This window comes from Thauera sp. SDU_THAU2 (assembly GCF_038260575.1).
Taxonomy (GTDB): Bacteria; Pseudomonadota; Gammaproteobacteria; order Burkholderiales; family Rhodocyclaceae; genus Thauera.
This window is the reverse complement of the sequence record NZ_JBBWUN010000003.1, coordinates 1,180,901-1,202,676: the sequence shown is the minus strand read 5'-3', so window position 1 is coordinate 1,202,676 and position 21,776 is coordinate 1,180,901. Positions and strand designations below refer to the sequence as shown.

At 66.6% G+C, this 21,776-nt stretch carries 16 protein-coding genes and 2 pseudogenes; 6 read left to right on the top strand and 12 right to left on the bottom strand.

The window, feature by feature from the left end; all coding sequences use genetic code 11:
- Positions 1 to 66: 66 nt before the first annotated feature.
- The 7 genes and pseudogenes from AAFL97_RS06770 to azu form a co-directional block, all read right to left on the bottom strand.
- A complete protein-coding gene (locus tag AAFL97_RS06770; RefSeq protein WP_341644265.1) occupies positions 67 to 2,019 on the bottom strand; it encodes a bifunctional 3-phosphoshikimate 1-carboxyvinyltransferase/cytidylate kinase in 1,953 nt (650 codons plus the stop codon).
- Between the two features lie 171 nt (positions 2,020 to 2,190).
- Positions 2,191 to 3,096 carry a prephenate dehydrogenase gene (locus AAFL97_RS06765; protein ID WP_341644264.1) on the bottom strand — a complete coding sequence of 302 codons (906 nt, stop codon included), beginning with the start codon at positions 3,094 to 3,096 and terminating at the stop codon, positions 2,191 to 2,193.
- Positions 3,096 to 4,193 carry a histidinol-phosphate transaminase gene (hisC, locus tag AAFL97_RS06760; protein ID WP_263461411.1) on the bottom strand — a complete coding sequence of 366 codons (1,098 nt, stop codon included), beginning with the start codon at positions 4,191 to 4,193 and terminating at the stop codon, positions 3,096 to 3,098. Before hisC ends, AAFL97_RS06765 begins: the two co-directional genes overlap by 1 nt.
- 60 nt (positions 4,194 to 4,253) lie before the next feature.
- Entirely contained in the window at positions 4,254 to 5,324 is a 1,071-nt protein-coding gene (gene pheA / locus AAFL97_RS06755; RefSeq protein WP_263461410.1) for a prephenate dehydratase, read from the bottom strand.
- 15 nt (positions 5,325 to 5,339) lie between these two features.
- Positions 5,340 to 6,438, bottom strand: a pseudogene (gene serC, locus AAFL97_RS06750) (3-phosphoserine/phosphohydroxythreonine transaminase).
- Positions 6,438 to 9,092, bottom strand: a complete 2,655-nt coding sequence (gyrA, locus tag AAFL97_RS06745) for a DNA gyrase subunit A (protein WP_341644263.1) — start codon at positions 9,090 to 9,092, stop codon at positions 6,438 to 6,440. The pseudogene serC and the gene gyrA overlap by 1 nt, the downstream one beginning before the upstream one ends.
- A gap of 301 nt (positions 9,093 to 9,393) precedes the next feature.
- A complete protein-coding gene (gene azu / locus AAFL97_RS06740; RefSeq protein WP_341644262.1) occupies positions 9,394 to 9,840 on the bottom strand; it encodes an azurin in 447 nt (148 codons plus the stop codon).
- Positions 9,841 to 10,114: 274 nt separating this feature from the next.
- On the opposite strand from azu, the gene grpE reads away from it, so the two are divergent.
- The 3 genes from grpE (at position 10,115) to dnaJ (ending at position 13,946) form a co-directional block, all read left to right on the top strand.
- On the top strand, positions 10,115 to 10,681 hold the full coding sequence (grpE, locus tag AAFL97_RS06735; RefSeq protein ID WP_341644261.1) for a nucleotide exchange factor GrpE: 567 nt from the start codon (positions 10,115 to 10,117) through the stop codon (positions 10,679 to 10,681).
- Between the two features lie 124 nt (positions 10,682 to 10,805).
- Positions 10,806 to 12,734 carry a molecular chaperone DnaK gene (gene dnaK / locus AAFL97_RS06730; RefSeq protein ID WP_341644260.1) on the top strand — a complete coding sequence of 643 codons (1,929 nt, stop codon included), beginning with the start codon at positions 10,806 to 10,808 and terminating at the stop codon, positions 12,732 to 12,734.
- A gap of 96 nt (positions 12,735 to 12,830) precedes the next feature.
- Positions 12,831 to 13,946: a molecular chaperone DnaJ gene (dnaJ, locus tag AAFL97_RS06725; protein ID WP_263461404.1), complete on the top strand. Its 1,116-nt coding sequence runs from the start codon at positions 12,831 to 12,833 to the stop codon at positions 13,944 to 13,946.
- 151 nt (positions 13,947 to 14,097) lie between these two features.
- On the opposite strand, the gene cysS is transcribed toward dnaJ, so the two are convergent.
- Positions 14,098 to 15,483, bottom strand: a complete 1,386-nt coding sequence (gene cysS, locus AAFL97_RS06720) for a cysteine--tRNA ligase (RefSeq protein ID WP_341644259.1) — start codon at positions 15,481 to 15,483, stop codon at positions 14,098 to 14,100.
- Positions 15,484 to 15,699: 216 nt separating this feature from the next.
- On the opposite strand from cysS, the gene AAFL97_RS06715 reads away from it, so the two are divergent.
- The 3 genes from AAFL97_RS06715 to AAFL97_RS06705 are packed head-to-tail and all read left to right on the top strand — an operon-like array spanning position 15,700 to position 17,641.
- Positions 15,700 to 16,293 carry a peptidylprolyl isomerase gene (locus AAFL97_RS06715; protein ID WP_445954475.1) on the top strand — a complete coding sequence of 198 codons (594 nt, stop codon included), beginning with the start codon at positions 15,700 to 15,702 and terminating at the stop codon, positions 16,291 to 16,293.
- 45 nt (positions 16,294 to 16,338) lie between these two features.
- Positions 16,339 to 16,833 (top strand): peptidylprolyl isomerase, encoded by a 495-nt coding sequence (locus AAFL97_RS06710; RefSeq protein WP_341644258.1) that lies wholly within the window; start codon positions 16,339 to 16,341, stop codon positions 16,831 to 16,833.
- Between the two features lie 43 nt (positions 16,834 to 16,876).
- Positions 16,877 to 17,641 (top strand): UDP-2,3-diacylglucosamine diphosphatase, encoded by a 765-nt coding sequence (locus tag AAFL97_RS06705; RefSeq protein WP_341647109.1) that lies wholly within the window; start codon positions 16,877 to 16,879, stop codon positions 17,639 to 17,641.
- 153 nt (positions 17,642 to 17,794) lie between these two features.
- Here AAFL97_RS06705 and AAFL97_RS06700 read toward each other — a convergent pair.
- The 4 genes and pseudogenes from AAFL97_RS06700 to AAFL97_RS06685 all read right to left on the bottom strand — a co-directional run bounded on the left by AAFL97_RS06700 (position 17,795) and on the right by AAFL97_RS06685 (position 21,769).
- Positions 17,795 to 18,980 (bottom strand): annotated as a pseudogene (locus tag AAFL97_RS06700) (O-succinylhomoserine sulfhydrylase).
- 23 nt (positions 18,981 to 19,003) lie between these two features.
- Positions 19,004 to 20,539, bottom strand: coding sequence for an amidophosphoribosyltransferase (gene purF, locus AAFL97_RS06695; RefSeq protein ID WP_341644257.1), 1,536 nt, complete (start codon positions 20,537 to 20,539; stop codon positions 19,004 to 19,006).
- An 11-nt stretch (positions 20,540 to 20,550) separates the two neighbouring features.
- The gene (locus tag AAFL97_RS06690; RefSeq protein ID WP_341644256.1) at positions 20,551 to 21,042 is read right to left on the bottom strand and encodes a CvpA family protein; all 492 of its coding nucleotides are present in this window, start codon (positions 21,040 to 21,042) and stop codon (positions 20,551 to 20,553) included.
- Between the two features lie 10 nt (positions 21,043 to 21,052).
- Complete coding sequence (locus AAFL97_RS06685) at positions 21,053 to 21,769, bottom strand: SPOR domain-containing protein (RefSeq protein ID WP_341644255.1); 717 nt, start codon at positions 21,767 to 21,769, stop codon at positions 21,053 to 21,055.
- Positions 21,770 to 21,776 lie beyond the last annotated feature (7 nt).

Here is a 21,776-nt window from a genome sequence, read left to right as displayed (position 1 = left end):
CGTGCGACGGCAAAAAGTGAGATTAAGAAAAAAAGCGCCTGGGCTCACGCCCCTGCGCGCGGCACATCAACCGGCGCCCAGCCCCCGATCCCGCACGAGATCGAGCACGAAAGCCACGGCACCCTCGACGTCCAGTTCGGTCGTATCGAGCAGCACCGCATCCGGCAACTTCACGAGCGGCGCAACGGGCCGTGCCGCATCGCGCGCGTCACGTTCCCGAAGGTCGTCCAGAAGACTTTGCATGTTAGCAGGCAAACCCTTTTCGATCAACTGCTTATAACGGCGCCCGGCACGCGCCTCGGCCGTCGCGGTCAGGAAGACCTTGAGCTGCGCATCCGGGAATATCACCGAGCCCATGTCGCGGCCGTCGCCGACCAGCCCGGGCGCCACGCGATAATCGCGCTGACGGCCGAGCAAGGCTTCGCGCACCGCCGGCAGCACCGCGACCTTCGAGGCGCCCACCGAGCAGGCTTCGCTGCGGATGTCGGTGCTGATGTCGTCGCCGCCGAGCAGCACCCTGCCATCCTCGAAGCGCGCCGGCAGGCGGGCGGCGATCGCCGCGACGCCCGCTTCGTCGTCGAGCGCGACGCCGGCGCGCATCGCCGCCAGCGCGACGATGCGGTACAGCGAACCGCTGTCGAGCACCTTCCAGCCGAGCGCGGCGGCGACGCGCTCGGCCACCGTGCCCTTGCCCGATGCCGACGGACCGTCGATCGCGATCACCGGCACCGGCCGCGCCACCCCGCCGAAAGCACCGAAATAGCCGGGGAAAGTCTTGTTGACGCACTTCGGATCGTTGATCCGCACGCGGCAGCCGCCCAGGCTGACGAGCGAGAAGCACATCGCCATGCGGTGGTCGTCGTAAGTGTCGATCGCCGCCGGCAGCAGGCGCGCGGGCGGCGTCACACACAGGTAGTCCGCGCCCTCCTCGACTTCGGCGCCGACCTTGCGCAGTTCGATCGCCATCGCCGCAATGCGGTCGGTTTCCTTGACCCGCCAGCTGGCGATGTTGCGCAGCCGGCACGGACCGTCGGCGAACAGCGCGGCGACCGCCAGCGTCATCGCCGCATCCGGGATGTGGTTCAGATCGAGATCGAAAGCCTTCAGCACGCCGGACTCGGGCGCCGAAGCCTCGATCCAGTTGTCGCCCATCGTGATCCGCGCGCCGAGCTGCGCCAGCGCCTCGCTGAAGCGGACGTCGCCCTGGATGCTGCTGCGGCCGACGCCTTCGACCCTGACCGGCCCGCCGCCGATCGCGCCGGCGGCGAGGAAGTACGAAGCCGACGAGGCATCGCCTTCGACGAACACCGCGCCCGGGCTGCGATAGCGGGCCCCGCCCGGCACGATGAAGCGCTCCCAGCCCTGCTGCTCGACCTCGACGCCGAAGCGCGCCATCAGATCGAGCGTGATCGCGATGTAGGGCTTGGAGATCAACTCGCCGACGACTTCGACCGTGGTCTGCACCCCGGTCAGCGGCAAGGCCATCAGCAGCGCGGTGAGGAACTGACTGGAGACGTCGCCCCGCACGCTGACCACGCCGCCCGGACTGATCGACGCCGGCTTGATTTGCAGCGGCGGATAGCCTTCGTTCGCCGTGCAGCTGATGTCGGCACCGAGCTGGCGCAGCGCCTCGACCAGGTCGCCGATCGGACGCTCGTGCATCCGTGGCACGCCCGACAGCCGGTATTCGCCGCCGGACAGCGCCAGCGCCGCAGTCAGCGGCCGGAAGGCGGTACCGGCATTGCCGAGGAAAAGCTCCGCGGCCTTGACCGGAAACGGCCCACCGATACCATCGACGACGTAGTCGAGCGTGTCGCCCTTGCGCTGCCAGCGCACGCCGAGCGCCTGCAGCGCCTCCAGCATGCGTTCGACGTCGTCGGACGACAGCAGGTCGCGGATCTCGGTACGGCCTTCGGCCAGCGCGGCGAGCAGCAGCACGCGGTTGGAGATGCTCTTGGAGCCGGGCAGGCGCACGCTGCCGCTCGCGCCCAGCATCGGGGACAGGTCGAGGAATTCCATGTTTCGTCTCTTATTGACGCAGCCCTTGAACAGGCTGCTTTCGAAAAGCCGGGTAGGATGGGTAGAGCCACCGGCGAAACCCATCGCCTCGATGACGACTCCGTTTTAGCCATTGATGGGTTTCGCTGCGCTCTACCCATCCAGGCCGGAAGTGGGGACACAGCCGCCCGATCATTCCGCCGTCTGCACCGGCAGGCCTTCGGCCCAGGCGTTGCGGGCACGCCGGGCGCGCTCGAAGACGGCTTCGAGCGCATCGCCATCGCCCGCCGCGAGCATCTGCCGCAGGCTGGCCAGTTCGCCGAGATAGGCATCCAGTTCAGTCAGTAGCGCCACTCTGTTGGCGACGCAGATGTCGCGCCACATTTCCGGGTGGCTGCCGGCGATGCGGGTGAAATCGCGGAAACCGCTGGCCGCATGCGAAAACAGCAGTTGCGCGTTGTCGCGCCGCGCCAGGTCGTCCACCAGGCCGAAGGCGAGCAGATGCGGCAGGTGGCTGACGGCGGCGAACACGCTGTCGTGGTCCTGCGGCGTCATGTCGACCACGCTGGCACCGCAGGCCTGCCAGGCCGCCCGCACGAGCTCGACCGCATCGGCCCGGCTGTCGGGCAACGGTGTCAGCACGACCTTGCGCTTGACGTAGAGATCGGCGAAGGCAGCATCGACGCCGCTCTTTTCCGCGCCCGCGATCGGGTGTGCCGGCACGATCTGCAGCAGCTGCGCACCGAGGTGGCGCTGGATGGCTTCGATCACGTCGCGCTTGGTGCTGCCGGCATCGGTGACCACCGTCCCGGCGTCCAGGTGCGGCGCCATCGCCGCCATGATGGTATCCATCTGCCCCACCGGCGCAGCCAGCAGCACCATGTCGGCACCGGCGAGCGCCGTGGCCCAGTCATCGGCGATCTCGTCGATGACGCCCAGCGCCAGCGCACGCTCCAGCGGCTCGCGCCGCCGGCCGATGCCGACGATGCGGCCGACCGCCCCCGCACGCCGCAGGCCGAGCGCGAACGAGCCGCCGATCAGGCCGACGCCGCAGATGACGAGCTTGCCGATCAGCGGCGAGGTCTCGCGGCCTTCCATCAGGCCAGCGCCCGCTTCAGCGCGGCGATGAAGCGGGCGTTCTCTTCCGGCAGCCCGATCGACACCCGCAGCCAGTGCGGCATGCCGTAGCCGGCGATCGGGCGCACGATCACGCCCTGCTGCAGCAGTGCATGATTGACCCCGGCGGCGTCGCCGACCTTGAAGGTGACGAAGTTGCCGGCCGACGGAATCCACTCCAGCCCCAGCGCGACGAAGGCATCGGTGAGTTGCTGCATGCCGCGCCGGTTCAGCTCGGCCGACTGCTCGATGAACTCCTCGTCGTCCAGCGCCGCTCCGGCTGCCGCCAGCGCGACGCTGGAAACGTTGAAGGGCTGGCGCACCCGGTTCATCAGGTCCGCCACTTCGGCATGCGCGACGCCGTAGCCCACCCGCAGACCGGCCAGGCCGTAGGCCTTGGAGAAGGTGCGCGACACCAGCAGGTTGGGAAAGCGCTCGATCCAGGCGATGGCATCGTAGCGCTGCGCCGGCGCCAGGTATTCGGTATAGGCCTCGTCGAGCACCACCAGCACGTCCTGCGGCACTTTGTGCAGGAAAGCCTCGATGTCCCTGCCCGACAGGAAAGTGCCGGTCGGATTGTTCGGGTTGGCGATGAAGACGATGCGGGTATCGGGCGAGATCGCCGCCGCCATCGCATCCAGGTCGTGGCCGAAGTTCCTCGCCGGTACTTCGACGCCGCGCGCACCGCGTGCCTGCGTCGCCAGCGGATAGACGGCAAAGGCATGCTGGGCATACACCGCCGAACAGCCGGGGCGAAGGAAAGCCTGGGTGGCGATCTCGAGGACGTCGTTGGAACCGTTGCCGATCACCAGTTGCTCGGGCTGCACGCCGAGCTTGCGGCACAGCGCCGCCTTCAAGGCAAAAGCGCCGCCGTCCGGATAGCGCGCCAGATCGGTCAACGCCATGCGCGCGGCATCGCGGGCACGCGTGCTCATCCCCAGCGGATTCTCGTTCGATGCGAGCTTGACGATGCTCGATTCGGCAAGACCCATCTCCCGCGCCAGCTCGGAGATCGGCTTGCCCGGCTGGTAGGGCATGATGGCGCGGATATGGTCCGGGGCACGGCTTGCTACGCTCATGGCTGTCTCCTTGATGGCACGTGGCCTCGTTCGTCGAATGCTCGGGGCGGATTCAGGGTGTCAGATCGCGGCGATCGGGTAGGAGCCGAGCACCTTCAGGAAAGCGGCGCGATCGGCCAGCTCGGCGAGCGCGGCGGCGACCTCGGCATCTTCGCGGTGGCCGTTGATGTCGGCGTAGAACACGTATTCCCACAAGCCTGACTGTGCCGGGCGCGACTGCAGCTTGGTCATGTCCACACCGTGGCGCGCGAGCGGTTCCAGCAAGGCATGGATCGCCCCCGGACGGTTCGGCGCCGAGAACACCAGCGAGGTGCGGTCGCTGCCCGAAGGCCCCGCGTCGTGATTGGCAATGACGAGGAAGCGCGTGGTGTTGTTGGGATCGTCCTCGATGTTGGGCGCGAGGATGTTCAGGCCGTACAGCTTGGCCGCCGCCTCGCCCGCAATCGCGCAGGACTCGGCATCCTCCGCCGCCAGCCGCGCCGCCTCGGCGTTGCTCGCCACCGGGATGCGCGGCAGGTGAGGCAGGTTGCGGTTGAGCCACTCGTGGCACTGCGCCAGCGACTGCGCATGCGAATACAGGCGCTTGGCGGCGCCGATGCCGTCGGCGCGCGACATCAGTTGCTGATGGATGCGCAGCCTGACTTCGCCGCAGACCTTGACCGGGCTCGCCAGCAGCAGGTCGAGCGTGATATTGACCGCGCCCTCGGTCGAATTCTCGACCGGCACGACGCCGTAATCGACGTTGCCGGCTTCGACCGCGCGGAACACGTCCTCGATCGTCGCCATCGGCATGAAACCCGGCGCGGAACCGAACTGCTTGCGGCTGGCGCTCTCGGAAAAAGTGCCGGCCGGGCCGAGATAGGCGACGCGCTGCGGATGCTCCAGCCCCAGGCAGGCCGACATAATCTCGCGGAAGATCGTCTTCACCGCGTCCGCCGGCAGCGGTCCGGGGTTCAGTTCGGCCAGGCGGCGCAACACCTGGGCTTCGCGCTCGGGGCGATAGAACGGGGCATTGCCCTGCTTCACTTCGCCCACGCGCTGCGCGCAGCGCGCACGCTCGGACAGGCGGGCGAGGATTTCCTCGTCGAGGCGGTCGATTTCGTTGCGCAGCTTCAGCAGTTCGTCGCTCATGCTCGGTCCTTCGGTTCAAGCCTTGCGCGCGGCAAAGTCGCGCATGAAGTCCACCAGCGCCTGCACCCCGGCCAGCGGCATCGCGTTGTAGATCGACGCGCGCATGCCGCCGACCGACTTGTGGCCCTTCAACTGCATCAGGCCCGCGGCCTTCGACTCGGCCAGGAAAGCGTCGTTGAGCGATTCGTCCTTCAGGAAGAAAGGCACGTTCATGCGCGAACGGCAGGCCGGATCGACGCGATTCTCATAAAAATCGCTGCCGTCGAGGAAGTCGTACAACAGCTTCGCCTTGGCGACGTTCTGCGCCTCCAGCGCAGCCACGCCGCCCTGGCGCTTGATCCACTGGAACACCAGGCCGGCGATGTAGATGCCGTAGGTCGGCGGCGTGTTGTACATCGAGGCGTTCTCGGCCACGGTCCTGAAATCGAAAGCGGCCGGGCAGTGCGGCATCGCGCGGCCGAGCAGGTCCTCGCGCACGATGACGATGGTCAGGCCGGCCGGGCCGATGTTCTTCTGCGCACCGCCGAAGATCAGGCCGTATTTCGACACGTCGATGGCGCGCGACAGGATGTGCGAAGACATGTCGGCCACCACCGGCACTTCGCCGCGGCCGATCCGGGCCAGGTCCGGCTCGAAGGGATATTCGACGCCGCCGATGGTTTCGTTGGTGCAGGTGAAGAGGTAGGCCGGATCGACCGACAGCTTCCAATCCGCCATCGGCGGCACGGTGGTGAAGCCGCTCGCTTCGGAAGTGGCGGCGATGTTCCACCTCGGCGTACTTGCGCGCCTCCTTCTGCGATTTCTGCGACCAGGAGCCGGTGACGACGTAGTCGGCGACCCGCTTGTCGCCGATCAGGTTCATCGGGATGATCGCATTCGCCGCGATCGCCCCGCCCTGCATGAACAGGATGCGATAGTTGGCCGGCACGGCCAGCAGTTCACGCAGATCGGCCTCGGCCTGCACGGCGATCGAGGTGAACTCCTTGCCGCGATGGCTCATCTCCATCACGCCCATGCCCGAACCCTGCCAGTCGAGCATCTCGTCGGCGGCCTGGCGCAGCACTTCCTCGGGCAGCGCGGCCGGGCCGGCGCTGAAGTTCCACACCCGGCTCATCAGGCGTCTCCCTGTTCGTCGGCCGCCGGCGCTTCGCCCTGGCCGTCGTTGCCGTCCCCGTCGGCAGGCTCCCCGGTTGCGGCTGCCTCGCCTTCGTCTTCCACGCGCATGCTTTCGTCGGACTCCGACTCCGCCACTTTCTCGATGCTGGCGAGGAAAGTGCCGTCGTCGAGGTTGATCAGGGTCACGCCCTGGGTGGAGCGGCCCATCTCGCGGATGCTCTCGACGCTGGTGCGGATCAGCACGCCGCCGGTCGAGATCAGCATCACCTCGTCGCCCGGCTCGACCAGCACCGCGCCCACCAGCCTGCCATTACGGTCGGAGGTCTGGATCGCGATCATGCCCTTGGTGCCGCGGCCGTGGCGGGTGTATTCGGCCACCGGCGTGCGCTTGCCGTAGCCGTTCTCGGTCGCGGTCAGCACCGACTGCGATTCGTCCTTGGCCACCAGCATCGCGATCACCGCCTGGCCGTCCTCCAGCATCATGCCGCGCACGCCGCGCGCTTCGCGGCCCATCGGCCGCACGTCGGTCTCGGCGAAACGCACCGCCTTGCCGGCGTCGGAGAACAGCATCACGTCGCATTGACCGTCGGTGATGGCGACGCCGATCAGGTGGTCGCCGTCGTCCAGGTTGACGGCGATGATGCCGGCCTTGCGCGGGTTGGAGAAGGCGGTCAGCGCGGTCTTCTTGACCGTGCCTTCCGAAGTCGCCATGAACACGAAGTGCTCCTCGTCGAACTCCTTGATCGGCAGCACGGCGGTGATCTTCTCGCCTTCGACCAGCGGGAACAGATTGACGATCGGCTTGCCGCGCGAGTTGCGCGTGCCTTCGGGTACTTCATACACCTTCAGCCAGTAGCAGCGGCCGCGGCTGGAGAAGCACAGCACGGTGTCGTGGGTGTTGGCGACGAACAGATGGTCGATGAAGTCCTCGTCCTTCATCGAGGTCGCCTGCTTGCCGCGGCCGCCGCGGCGCTGGGCGCGGTAGTCGGCCAGCGGCTGGCGCTTGAAGTAGCCGGTGTGCGACAGGGTGACGACCATGTCCTCCGGCGTGATCAGGTCCTCGATGTTGATCTCGGCGGTGTTCATCACCAGTTCCGAGCGGCGCGGATCGCCGAACTGGTTGCGGATCGCGCTCAGCTCCTCGACGATGATCGCGGTGATGCGCTCGGGGCGGGCGAGGATGTCGAGCAGGTCGGTGATGATGTCCATCACTTCGCGGTACTCGCCGACGATCTTGTCCTGCTCCAGTCCGGTCAGGCGCTGCAGGCGCAGTTCCAGGATGGCCTGGGCCTGGGCTTCGGACAGCCGATAGCCCTGCGCCGACAGGCCGAACTGCGGGTCCAGCCCTTCCGGCCGGTAGCTGTCGGCCATCGCCCGCGACAGCATCTCCTCGACCAGCGGCGAACGCCAGGTGCGTTCCATCAGGCTGCGCTTGGCATCGGCCGGCGTCGGCGCGGCCTTGATCAGGGCGATGATCTCGTCGACGTTGGACAGCGCCACCGCCAGGCCTTCGAGGATGTGGCCGCGGTCGCGCGCCTTGCGCAGTTCGAAGATGGTGCGGCGGGTGACGACCTCGCGCCGGTGCTCGAGGAAGCACACCAGCATCTGCTTCAGGTTCAGCAGGCGCGGCTTGCCGTCGACCAGCGCCACCATGTTCATGCCGAAGCTGTCCTGCAGCTGGGTGTGCTTGAACAGCTTGTTCAGCACCACCTCGGGCATCTCGCCGCGCTTGAGCTCGACCACCAGGCGCATGCCGGACTTGTCGGACTCGTCGCGGATCTCGCTGATGCCTTCGATCTTCTTTTCGTTGACCAGCTCGGCCATGCGCTCCTGCAGGGTGCGCTTGTTGACCTGGTAGGGCAGCTCGTCGACGACGATGGCCTGGCGGTCGGTCTTGCCGATCGGCTCGAAGTGGGTGCGCGCGCGCATCACCACCCGGCCGCGGCCGGTGCGGTAGCCCTCATGCACGCCGTGCAGGCCGTAGATCAGGCCGGCGGTCGGGAAGTCGGGCGCCTTGACGATGTCGATCAGCGCCTCGATGTCGGTGTCCGGCTCTTCCAGCAGCTTCAGGCAGGCATCGACGATCTCGCCGAGGTTGTGCGGCGGGATGTTGGTCGCCATGCCGACCGCGATGCCGCTCGAACCGTTGATCAGCAGATTGGGGATGCGCGCCGGCATGACCAGCGGCTCCTTCTCCGAGCCGTCGTAGTTCGGGCCGAAGTCGACCGTTTCCTTGTCGATGTCGGCCAGCAGTTCGTGGCCGATGCGCGCCATGCGGATTTCGGTGTAGCGCATCGCCGCGGCATTGTCGCCGTCGACCGAACCGAAGTTGCCCTGGCCGTCGACCAGCATGTAGCGCAGCGAGAAATCCTGCGCCATGCGCACGATGGTGTCATACACCGCGGTGTCGCCGTGCGGATGGTATTTACCGATGACGTCGCCGACGATGCGCGCGGACTTCTTGTAGGCACGGTTCCAGTCGTTGGACAGCTCGTGCATCGCGAACAGCACTCGGCGGTGCACCGGCTTGAGGCCGTCGCGCGCATCGGGGAGTGCGCGGCCCACGATCACGCTCATCGCGTAGTCGAGGTAGGAGTGCCGCATCTCCTCTTCGAGGCTGATCGGCAGGGTTTCCTTGGCGAACTGGGTCATGCTCGAAGGCGGCGAAAGCCGCGTGAATCAAAACGGTCAATGCTACCACGAGCCCCTGCCCTACAGCCGCAGACGAGCCCAAAGGAAGCACATTTCCGCCAGGTGGACAACGAGCAAAGGCGCGAGGAAGGTGCGCCTGAAGATCATGCAGCGGAGATCATCCGCGCAGCTGGACGCATGACAGGACGATGCCCGCCATATGCATTTCATCAACAACAACGAGGAGGTGCGTCACACCCTCCCCCATCCTGCGATGCCACCGGAACCCGGTCAGGCTCCAGTGGCCAATGGCGATAGAGCTTCAGTTGAGCTTCAGCTCGCCCTTCATCACTGCCCAGTGGCCCGGGAAAGAGCAGAAATAGGTGTACTTCTCGCCGGCCGTGAGCTTGGACACGTCGAAGGTGACCGAGTCGGTTTCGCCGCCACCGATCAGCTTGGTGTGGGCGACGATGCGGGCATCGCCATCGACGAGGTAGTCCTTGGCCGGACCGGCCTTGGCGCTGTCGGCAGCCAGATCCTTGACGTCGGCGTCCTTGGCCAGCACCCAGTTATGGCCCATGGCAGCCTTGGCCAGCTTGCCGGTGTGCTTCAGCGTCAGGGTGAACTCCTTGCAGCTCTTGTCGACCACGATCTCCTTGGTGTTGAACTGCATCATGTCGTTGCCTTCGATGGTGGCCTCGCAGGCGGCCCAGGCCGGCGCGACGGCAGCGGACAGCAGAACGCAGGCGGCAACTTTCTTCAGTTTCATCGATATCTCCTATGGTTTCCTGGCGAGCAGGAAGGGACTCAACTGTAACAATGACACAGGCAAACGCCGGGTATCACGTGGAATTCCGGAATGGTGAAGGCCCGTCGAACCGACCGCCTCCAACTTGGAACGAGAACCAGTCCGGACGGGCTATTGTGCGCCAGCGCGCAGCCTGCCGCAATGGCTGCTTGTTCACCAAAGGTTTCCTCTTGAAATCGAATCGCCCGCCCCAACATGCCGGCCAGGAACAGCCATCAACAGGGAGCAAGAACCCATGCAGGACCCGAGCCAGAATCCGAATGCCATACCGGAAACCGAACAGCCGAGCGCTCCCGCAGCGGCCGCGCCGGACACCGCAGAAAGCAAGCCGGACACCATGCCCAGCCTGGAGGAAAGCCTGCGCCAGGCCGAACTGAAGGCCGCCGAGCACCACGACGCCTGGCTGCGCGCCAAGGCCGAGACCGAGAACGTCCGCCGCCGCGCGCAGGAGGACATCGCCAAGGCCGGCAAGTTCGCCGCCGAGAAGTTCGCCGGCGCGATGCTGCCGGTCAAGGACAGCCTCGAAGCCGCGCTCGCGGTGGAAAACCAGACCCTCGAGAACCTGCGCGAAGGCGTCGAACTGACGCTGAAGCAACTCGTTGCCGCCTTCGAAAGCGCTAACCTGGCGGAAGAGAATCCGCTCGGCCAGAAGTTCGATCCGAACAAGCATCAGGCGATCAGCACCGTCGAAGCGGATGCCGAACCCAACACCGTCGTCACCGTGCTGCAGAAGGGCTACCTGCTCAACGAACGCGTCATCCGCCCGGCGCTGGTGATGGTCGCCAAGGCGAAAGGACAGTAAGGGCAGCCGCCCCCGCGGGCAATCTGCACGCGGCGGCTTGAAACTCCGCCGCGCCACCCCATATTCGAACCAGACCGGACGGCGACGCCGCTCCCTCACCTCATTCAGACACAAAGGAACTTTCATGGGCAAGATCATCGGCATCGACCTCGGCACCACCAACAGCTGCGTTTCCGTGATGGAAGGCGGCAAGCCGAAGGTCATCGAGAACTCCGAAGGCGCGCGCACCACTCCGTCGGTGGTCGCCTACGCCGAAGACGGCGAAATCCTGTGCGGTGCGCCGGCCAAGCGCCAGGCGGTCACCAACGCCAGGAACACCCTGTTCGCGATCAAGCGCCTGATCGGCCGCCGCTTCGAAGAGAAGGAAGTGCAGAAGGACATCGACCTGATGCCCTTCGCCATCACCAAGGCCGACAACGGCGACGCCTGGGTCGAAGTGCGCGGCAAGAAGATCGCGCCGCCGCAGGTGTCGGCCGAAGTGCTGCGCAAGATGAAGAAGACCGCCGAGGACTATCTCGGCGAGGAAGTGACCGAAGCCGTCATCACGGTGCCGGCCTACTTCAACGACAGCCAGCGCCAGGCCACCAAGGACGCCGGCCGCATCGCCGGGCTGGAAGTCAAGCGCATCATCAACGAGCCGACCGCGGCCGCGCTCGCCTTCGGCATGGACAAGAAACCGGGCGATTCCAAGATCGCGGTGTATGACCTCGGCGGCGGCACCTTCGACATCTCGATCATCGAGATCGCCGACCTCGACGGCGAGCACCAGTTCGAAGTGCTGGCGACCAACGGCGACACCTTCCTCGGCGGCGAGGACTTCGACCAGCGCCTGATCGACTACATCGTCACCGAGTTCAAGAAGGAACAGGGCGTCGACCTCAAGAACGACGTGCTCGCGCTGCAGCGCCTGAAGGAAGCGGCCGAAAAGGCCAAGATCGAGCTGTCCTCCGGCCAGCAGACCGAAGTCAACCTGCCCTACATCACCGCCGACGCCACGGGTCCGAAGCACCTGGCGGTCAAGATCACCCGCGCCAAGTTCGAGGCGCTGGTCGAGGATCTGGTCGAGCGCTCGATCGAGCCCTGCCGCGTCGCGCTGAAGGATGCCGGCCTGAAGGTGTCCGACATCGACGACGTGATCCTGGTCGGCGGCCAGACCCGCATGCCGATGGTGCAGGAGAAGGTCAAGGAGTTCTTCGGCAAGGAACCGCGCAAGGACGTGAACCCCGACGAAGCCGTGGCCGTCGGCGCCTCGATCCAAGGCGGCGTGCTGCAGGGCGAAGTCAAGGACGTGCTGCTGCTCGACGTCACCCCGCTGTCGCTCGGCATCGAGACCCTGGGCGGCGTGATGACCAAGCTGATCCAGAAGAACACCACGATCCCGACCAAGGCCTCGCAGGTGTTCTCCACCGCCGACGACAACCAGAGCGCGGTGACCATCCACGTGCTGCAGGGCGAGCGCGAGATGGCTTCCGGCAACAAGAGCCTGGGCCAGTTCAACCTGTCCGACATCCCGCCGGCGCCGCGCGGCATGCCGCAGATCGAGGTCACCTTCGACATCGACGCCAACGGCATCCTGCACGTATCGGCCAAGGACAAGGCCACCGGCAAGGAGAACAAGATCAAGATCCAGGCCAACTCCGGCCTGTCGGACGACGAAGTCGAGCGCATGGTGCGCGACGCCGAGGCGCACGCCGAGGAAGACAAGAAGGCGCACGAACTGGTCGATGCCCGCAACCAGTGCGACGCGCTGGTGCATTCGACGCGCAAGGCGCTGGGCGAGTACGGCGACAAGCTGAGCGACGACGACAAGGCCAAGATCGAAGCCGCGATCAAGGATGCCGAAGAGGCGATCAAGGGCTCCGACAAGGACAGCATCGAAGCCAAGAGCCAGGCCCTGGCGATGGCCGCGCAGAAGCTCGGTGAACAGATGTATGCCCAGGCCCAGGCCGAGGGCGGTGATCAGGCCGGCGCCGGCGCCCAGTCGTCCGGCGGCAAGGCCGACGACGCCGACGTGGTGGATGCCGAATTCACCGAAGTGAAGGACAAGAAGTAATCGTCATTCTGGCGAATCCTTCGCGGCCGAGCCCCGCCGGAGCCCTGCTCCGGCGCCGGCTCGGCCTTTGCTTGAGACCAGACTGAGCGAAGCACCATGTCCAAAAGGGATTACTACGACGTTCTCGGCGTCAACCGCGATGCCGGCGACGACGAGATCAAGAAGGCCTACCGCAAGCTGGCCATGAAGTACCACCCGGACCGCAATCCGGACAACAAGGACGCCGAGGAGAAGTTCAAGGAGGCCAAGGAGGCCTACGAGATGCTCTCCGACCCGCAGAAGAAGGCTGCCTACGACCGCTACGGCCATGCCGGCGTCGACCAGTCGATGGGTGGCGGCCAGGGCTTCGAAGGCGGCTTCGCCGATGCCTTCGGCGACATCTTCGGCGACCTGTTCGGCGGCGGCCGCGGCGGGCGCTCGAACGTCTATCGCGGCGCCGACCTGCGCTACAACCTCGAGATCACGCTCGAGGAGGCTGCGCGCGGCGCCGAGAAGACGATCCGCATCCCCACCGTCGAGGAATGCGGCACCTGTCACGGCAGCGGCGCCAAGCCCGGCACCCAGCCCAAGACCTGCCCCACCTGCAACGGCCACGGCCAGGTGCGGGTGCAGCAGGGCTTCTTCTCGATCCAGCAGACCTGCCCGAAGTGCCACGGCAGCGGCAAGATCATCCCCGACCCCTGCCGCGACTGCGGCGGCGCCGGCCGGGTCAAGAAGCACAAGACGCTGGAAGTGAAGATCCCCGCCGGCATCGACGAAGGCATGCGCCTGCGCCACGGCGGCCACGGCGAACCGGGCGTCAATGGCGGCCCGCCGGGCGATCTCTACGTCGAGATCCACATTCGCAAGCATGCGGTGTTCGAGCGCGACCACGACGATCTGCACTGCGAGATGCCGCTGAGCTTCACCACCGCGGCGCTCGGCGGCGAAATCGAGATCCCGACGCTGGAAGGCATGGCCCGGCTGAAGATCCCGGCCGAGACGCAGAGCGGCAAGGTCTTCCGCCTGCGCGGCAAGGGCATCAAGAACGTGCGCAGCCACGTGCATGGCGACCTGCTCTGCCACGTCGTGGTCGAGACGCCGGTCAAGCTCACCGAGCGCCAGAAGGAGCTGCTGCGCGAATTCGAGGAGATCTCCAGCGGCAACGCCGACCGCCACAACCCGAAAGCCAAGTCCTGGATGGACAAGGTGAAGGACTTCTTCGGCACCTGAGCGACAGCCGCGACGATGAGCCTTGCCGGCCCATCCGCCGCACGACTCTCCCGGCGCCGCCGCCCGTCCAGGCATGAAAATGGCCTGCCATCTCCCGGATGGCAGGCCATTCTTTCGTCATCGGGGCTGCTCCGCCCCGACAGGACACCGCTCAGGCGCGACGCCAGGTCGTGCCGCCGGCACCGTCCTCCAGCACGATACCGGCTTCGGCCAGTTCGGCGCGGATGCGGTCGGCTTCGGCGTAGTCCTTGTTCTTCTTGGCCGCCGCACGCGCGGCAATGCGCGCTTCGATCGCCGCCGCATCCAGCCCGCCGGCATCCGGTGCTCCCGCCTGCAGGAAAGCCACCGGATCGCGCTGCAGCAGGCCGAGCACCGCACCCAGCGCCTTCAGCTGCCGCGCCAGCCCAGGCGATACGCTGCGATTGACCTCGTTGGCCAGTTCGAACAGCACCGCCATCGCTTCGGCCGTGTTGAAGTCGTCGTCCATCGCCGCGCGGAAGCGCCTCGCATGAGCTTCGTTCCAATCGACTTCGCCCTCGCCTTCGGCCGGCACGTTCTTCAAGGCCGTGTAGAGCCGCGTCAGCGCGCTGCGCGCATCCTCGAGGTGCGCATCCGAGTAGTTCAGCGCGCTGCGGTAGTGGGCGCGCAGGATGAAGAAGCGCACCACTTCGGCGTCGTATTTCTGCAGCACCTCGCGGATGGTGAAGAAGTTGCCGAGCGACTTCGACATCTTCTCGTCGTCGACACGCACGAAGCCGTTGTGCATCCAGTAATTGACGAAGGCGTGGCCGTGCGCGCCTTCGGACTGGGCGATCTCGTTCTCGTGGTGCGGGAACTGCAGGTCCATGCCACCACCGTGGATGTCGAAATGGTCGCCCAGCAGTTCGGAACTCATCGCCGAACATTCGATGTGCCAGCCCGGACGGCCGGCACCCCAGGGCGAATCCCACTTCACCTCGCCCGGCTCCTCGGCCTTGGCATGCTTCCACAGCACGAAATCGAGCGGATCGTTCTTGTCCTGGGCGACATCCACCCGCTCGCCGGCCCGCAGCTCGTCGAGCGACTTGCCCGACAGCTTGCCATAGCCGTCGAACTTGCGCACCGCGTAGCAGACGTCGCGGTTGGCGGCAACGTAGGCCAGGCCTTTCTGCTCGAGGCGCGAGATCAGGCTCTGCATCTGGACGACGTAGTCGGTGGCGCGCGGCTCGTGGTCCGGGCGCAGCACACCGAGGGCGTCGGCGTCCTCGTGCATCGCGGCGATGAAGCGGTCGGTCAACTGGCGGATCGACTCGCCGTTCTCCTGCGCGCGGCGGATGATCTTGTCGTCGATGTCGGTGATGTTGCGCACGTAGTTCACATCCAGCCCGCTGGCCCGCAGCCAGCGCGCCACCATGTCGAACACCACCATCACGCGCGCATGGCCGAGGTGACAGAAGTCATACACCGTCATGCCGCACACGTACATGCGGACCTTGCCGGGCTCGATCGGGGTGAAGACTTCCTTGCTGCGCGTCAGGGTGTTGTAGATGGAAAGCATCGGCGAATGGAAAAACGGTGGGGAGGATCGGTTGAGAACCGGTTCGCCGGCGGCGCAATTGTGAGGGGGGTGCTTGTTGCTAAAATCCCGCGTCACCCAGGCGCCGGGCCGGCAGTCGAAGGCCGCAAATATACCACGGCCGCAATGCCTGCCATTTTCCCGGCCGCCACGACGTCCGCCGCCCATCCGGCCCCACGGCCGCGCACCGGAGATTCCATGAAAAAGCACCTGATCGCCTTTGCCGCGCTGGCATCGACCGCCCTGACCAGCCTCGGCGCCCTCGCCGCCAACCCGATGGTCGAACTCAAGACCAGCCAGGGCGCGATCGTCGTCGAAGTCTTCGCCGACAAGGCGCCCAAGTCCGCCGAGAACTTCGTCCAGTACGTCAAGGACGGCTTCTACGACGGCACCGTGTTCCACCGCGTCATCGACGGCTTCATGGTCCAGGGCGGCGGCTTCGATGCCGACATGAAGCAGAAGAGCACCCGCGCGCCGATCGAGAACGAAGCCAGGAACGGCCTCAAGAACGAACGCGGCACGCTGGCGATGGCCCGCACCGCCGATCCGCATTCGGCCAGCGCGCAGTTCTTCATCAATCTGGTGCCCAACACCTTCCTCGACTATCCCTCGCGCGACGGCTGGGGCTACGCGGTGTTCGGCAAGGTCGTCAAGGGCATGGACGTGGTCGACAAGATCGCCAAGGTGCAGACCGCCAACCGCGGCTTCCACCAGAACGTGCCGGTCGAGGCGGTCGTCATCGAGAACGCCAGCGTGCTCGAGAACGCAGCGCCGAAGAAGGCGGGCAAGTAAGAAGCACGCCCGCACCCCCAACAGCTTTCCCCAGGAGAACAGCACATGGCAGTCAAGCTGCACACCAACCACGGCGTCATCACCCTCGAACTCGACGCCGACAAGGCGCCGCAGACCGTGGCCAACTTCATCGCCTACGTCGAGGCTGGCCACTACGACAACACCGTCTTCCACCGCGTCATCGACGGCTTCATGATCCAGGGCGGCGGCTTCACCCCGGGCATGAACCAGAAGCCGACCGGCGAACAGATCAAGAACGAAGCCGACAACGGCCTCAAGAACGAGCGCGGCACCATCGCCATGGCCCGCACCCAGGCGCCGCACTCGGCCACCGCGCAGTTCTTCATCAACGTCGCCGACAACGACTTCCTGAACTTCCGCTCGCCCGACCTGCAGGGCTGGGGCTACTGCGTGTTCGGCAAGGTCAGCGACGGCATGGACGTGGTCGACGCGATCCGCAAGGTCAAGACCGGCTCCAGCGGCTTCCACCAGGACGTGCCGAAGGAAGACGTGATCATCGAGCGCGCCGAAGTTGTCTGACAGCCAGGCCGATCAGCGGGTCCCCGAGGACTCGCTGACCCGCATGCCGGCAGCCTTACATGCGGGGCTGCCGGCATTGTTCATTTCGGACCTGCACCTGGCCGAGGACGCGCCCGACACCGCCGCAGCCTTCATCGAGTTCCTGCAGGGGCCGGCACTCGAGGCCGCCAGCCTGTTCATCCTCGGCGACCTGTTCGAATACTGGGCGGGTGACGACGATCTCGACGACGGTTTCAATCAACGGATGTGCGCCGCCCTCCGGGCCGTGTCGGACGCGGGTGTCGCGGTATTCTTCATCCGCGGCAATCGCGACCTGCTGGCCGGCGAAGGTTTCGCCCGGGCCGCCGGCCTCACGCTGCTGCCCGATCCCTGCCTGCTCCGCTTCGGCCAGACTGCGGATACGCCCGCCCTGCTGCTGAGCCACGGCGACGTGCTATGCACCGATGATCTCGCCTATCAGGCCTATCGCCGCCAGGTCCACGACCCCGCGTGGCAGCGTGGCTTCCTCGCCCAGCCGCTGGCTGCGCGCAAGGCCTTCATCGAAAGCCTGCGCCGGAAGAGCGAGGCCGCCAAACAAACGAAAGCCGTGGAGATCATGGACGTCAACGCCGACGCGGTCGCCGCCCTGTTCCGCACGGCTGCGGACGCAGTGCTGGTGCACGGCCACACCCATCGCCCCGCACGCCATGTCCATGTCGTCGATGGCCGGCAGCGCATCCGCTGGGTGCTTGCCGACTGGCACGGCGAAGCACGCTGGCTCGCCTTCGACGGCCGGCGGTTCACCACTGAAGCCGGCACGCCCGACTGAGCAGATGCTGCTGCGCTGGTTCCGCTGCGTCGGCCCGGATTCCGGGGCCGAAAACGGCGAACGGGGCATTCGCCCCGTTCCTGTCGGTTGCCCGTCACGCCCCGGCCGCCAGGCGCCCGCTGCTCGGCGCCGCCGCATGGGGCGCCACCCGGCTCAGGCTTGCAGCCCGCGGGCGAGATCCGCCTTCAGGTCCTCGACCGCCTCCAGCCCCACCGCAATACGCAACAGGCCGTCGCCGATGCCGGCCGCGGCGCGCGCTTCCGCCGTGATGCGGCCGTGCGTGGTCGTCGCCGGATGGGTGATCGTCGTCTTGGTATCGCCGAGGTTGGCGGTGATCGACATCAGGCGCGTCGAATCGACCACTCTCCATGCCGCCTCGCGCCCGCCCCTGACGTCGAAGCTGACGATGGCGCCGCCCGATTTCTGCTGGCGCATCGCCAGTTCGTGCTGCGGGTGCGACGGCAGGCCGGGGTAATACACGCGGGCGACGCCGGGCTGGGTCTCGAGCCAGCGGGCCAGTTCCAGCGCCGCGGCCGACTGCGCTTCCATGCGGATGCGCAGGGTCTCCATGCCCTTGAAGATCACCCAGGCATTGAACGGCGACAGCGTCGGCCCGGCCGTGCGCAGGAAGCGGAACACCTCTTCAGTGATCGCCTTCCTGCCCGCCACTGCGCCGCCCAGCACGCGGCCCTGGCCGTCCAGGTACTTGGTCGCCGAATGCACGACCACGTCCGCGCCGAGTTCCAGCGGACGCTGCAGCGCCGGCGTGCAGAAGCAATTGTCCACCGCCAGCAGTGCGCCGGCGTGGTGGGCGATCTCCGCCACCGCGGCGATGTCGACCACTTCGGTCAGCGGATTGGACGGCGTCTCGATGAAGAACAGCCGGGTGCGCGGCGTCACTTGCCTTGCGGTAGGCATCGAGGTCGGTCGCCGGTACGAAAGTGGTTTCGATGCCGAACTTCGACAGGATGCCGCCGAACAACTGCTGGGTGGCGCCGAACAGGCCGTTGGAGGCAACGATGTGATCGCCGGCCTGCAAGGTCGCCATGACCAGCGACAGGATCGCCGACATGCCGGACGCCGTCGCCACGCAGGCTTCGGCGCCTTCGAGCGCGGCAAGCCGCGTCTGCATCGCGGTGACGCTCGGGTTCGAGAAGCGGGCATAGACGTTGCCTTCCTCCTCGCCGGAGAAACGCGCCGCCGCCTGCGCCGCATTCTCGAACACGAAGCTCGAGGTCAGGTACATCGCTTCGCCGTGTTCGCCGAACTGGCTGCGTTCGATGCCGGAGCGGATTGCCAGCGTATCCGGATGGAGAGGGAAATCTTCAGGGAGCGTCATTGCGGTTCGCTGGAAAAGTCGGTTCAGTTGTCGGAGCCGGAAGCGAGATTGAGATCGAGCTGGCCGCCGTCGTCGTCGTGGAGGTCGCCCTTGGAAGGCTTGCCCTCGCCGCGCTGGTTCTCGACGCCGTTCAGGTATTCGGCAGTGATGTCGCCGGTCACGTAGCAGCCGTCGAAGCAGGACGTCTCGAAGAAACTGAGCGCGGGATTCAACGCCCGCACCGACGCCTTCAGATCGTCCAGATCCTGGTAGATCAGGCCGTCGGCGCCGATCTCGCGGCAGATTTCTTCCTCGGTGCGATCCGATGCGATCAGTTCACCGCGCGTCGGCATGTCGATGCCGTAGACGTTGGCATGGCGTACCGGCGGCGCCGCCGAGGCGAGATAAACCTTCCGCGCGCCGGCTTCCCGCGCCATGTTGACGATCTCCTTGCTGGTCGTGCCGCGCACGATGGAGTCGTCGACCAGCAGCACGCTCTTGCCCCTGAACTCCTGGTGAATGGTGTTGAGCTTCTGGCGCACCGACTTCTTGCGCGTCGCCTGCCCCGGCATGATGAAGGTCCGGCCGATGTAGCGGTTCTTGACGAAGCCTTCACGGAACGGCAGCCTCAGGCGCTCGGCCATCTGCAGCGCCGACGGCCGGCTGGAGTCCGGGATCGGGATCACGACGTCGATCTCGACGTGCGGCATCGTACGCTTCATCTTGTCGGCGAGGTATTCGCCCATCTTCATGCGCGACTCGTACACCGACACGCCGTCGATGATCGAATCGGGCCGCGCCAGATAGACGAATTCGAACATGCACGGCGCCTGCACGGTCTGCTCGGCGCACTGGCGGCTGTGGAAGTTGCCGTCGGTGTCGATCAGTACCGCCTCGCCCGGCGCGACGTCGCGCAACAGCTTGAAGCCGAGCACGTCGAGCGCCACCGACTCGGACGCCACCAGCCATTCGGTGCCGGCCTCGGCCTCGTTGCGGCCGATGACCAGCGGACGGATGCCGTAGGGGTCGCGGAAGGCGAGCAGGCCGTAGCCGGCGATCATCACCACCACGCCATAGGCGCCGCGGCAGCGGCGATGGACGCCGGCGACGGCACGGAACACCGCCTCCTCGTCGAGCTTCAGGCCGTTACAGGCCGCCTGCAGCTCGTGCGCCAGCACGTTCAGCAGCACTTCGGAATCGCTGCTGGTGTTGATGTGGCGCAGGTCGGACAGGAAGATCTCGCGCTTGAGCGCGTCGGAATTCGTCAGGTTGCCGTTGTGCGCCAGCAGCAGGCCGAAGGGCGAATTGACGTAGAAAGGCTGCGCCTCCGAGGCGTTGTAGGCCGAGCCCGCGGTCGGATAGCGGACGTGGCCGATGCCCCAGTTGCCTTCGAGGTTGCGCATGTTGCGCGTACGGAACACGTCGCGCACCAGGCCCGAGCCCTTGTGCATGTGGAAGCGCCCGCCTTCGGCGGTGGCGATGCCTGCCGCATCCTGCCCGCGGTGCTGCAGCACCTGGAGGCCATCGTACAGAAGCTGGTTGACCGGAGAGGTCGCGACGACCCCGAGAATTCCGCACATGAGGATTTCGCCTATCTGAATCGAATCTTGTCGGCCACCACGTCGGGCAGCCAGGGTTTGGCGGCAAGAACCGCCGTTTCCAACGGTGGCGAGAACAAGGCCTGCGTCCACCAGGGTTCGCGGGACAGGCCGGCGAGGCCGCCGATCAGCACGACCACCAGCGCCACCAGCAGGCCGCGCGCGATGCCGAACAGCGCGCCGAAGAAGCGATCGGTCGCGCCCAGGCCCGCAGCACGCAGCAGTTCGCGCAGCAGGTAGCGAACGAGCGCGGTCAGGATCAGCACCCCGACGACGACCAGCGCGCCGCCGGCCACCTGCCGCCACAAGGGTTCGGCGATGAGTCCGGCGAAGACCTGGGCCGCCTGTTCGTTATAGCGCCAGGCGGCGAAAAGCGCGAGCACCCAGGCCAGCACGGCCATGACCTCGCTGACCAGGCCGCGCCACGTGCCCACTGCCGCGGACAAGGCCAGGATGCCGAGGAACACGTAGTCGAATACCGTCATGCGGAAACCGTCAGCGCGGCGTGATCACGGTACTGAAACCCAGCGCCCGCAGTTGCTCGGCCGCCTTGTCGGCGGCGTTCCTGCCGGTGATGGGGCCGACGCGCACGCGGGTGACGTTGCCGGCCTTCTCGGTATAGGCGGCGAAACCCTGCTTCTTGAGATCGGCAGCAATGCGCGAGGCCCTGGCGGCATCGCCGAAGGCACCGATCTGCAGGATGAAGGTTTCGCCCTTCGGCGCCTGGGCCTTCGGCACTTCGCGGCCTTCGATCGCGGCGCGCGCACGCGCGGCTTCGGCCGCTTCATCGGCAGCGGGCCGTGCCGGTGCAGGCTTGGGCGTTTCGGGCTTCGGCGCCGCGGGCTTCGTGGCAGGGGCGGCCGGCGATCCGGTGGCCGGCATTCCGGCGGCCGCCTCTGCCCGGCTTTCGGGTTTCGCCGGCGCAGGCGACGGCGCTTCGACGACCGGCGGCGGGGACGGCGGCGTCTGTTCCTCCGGCGCGGGCGTGGCTGCAGCCGCGGGCGACGGATCTTCCGCAGCCGCATTCGGGCGGACCTGGCCGGCAGGTGCGTCGCGGTCCGGAATCGTGATCTGGATGTCGCCGCTGACCGGATGCGGCTCCTGCTCCATCATCATCGGCAGGATGATCGCCGCCAGCAGCGCAAGTGCGATCGCGCCCACCAGCCGGCGCCGGGCGCGTTTCTTGATGTCGAGGTTTTCTGCGTCGCTCACGAAACGA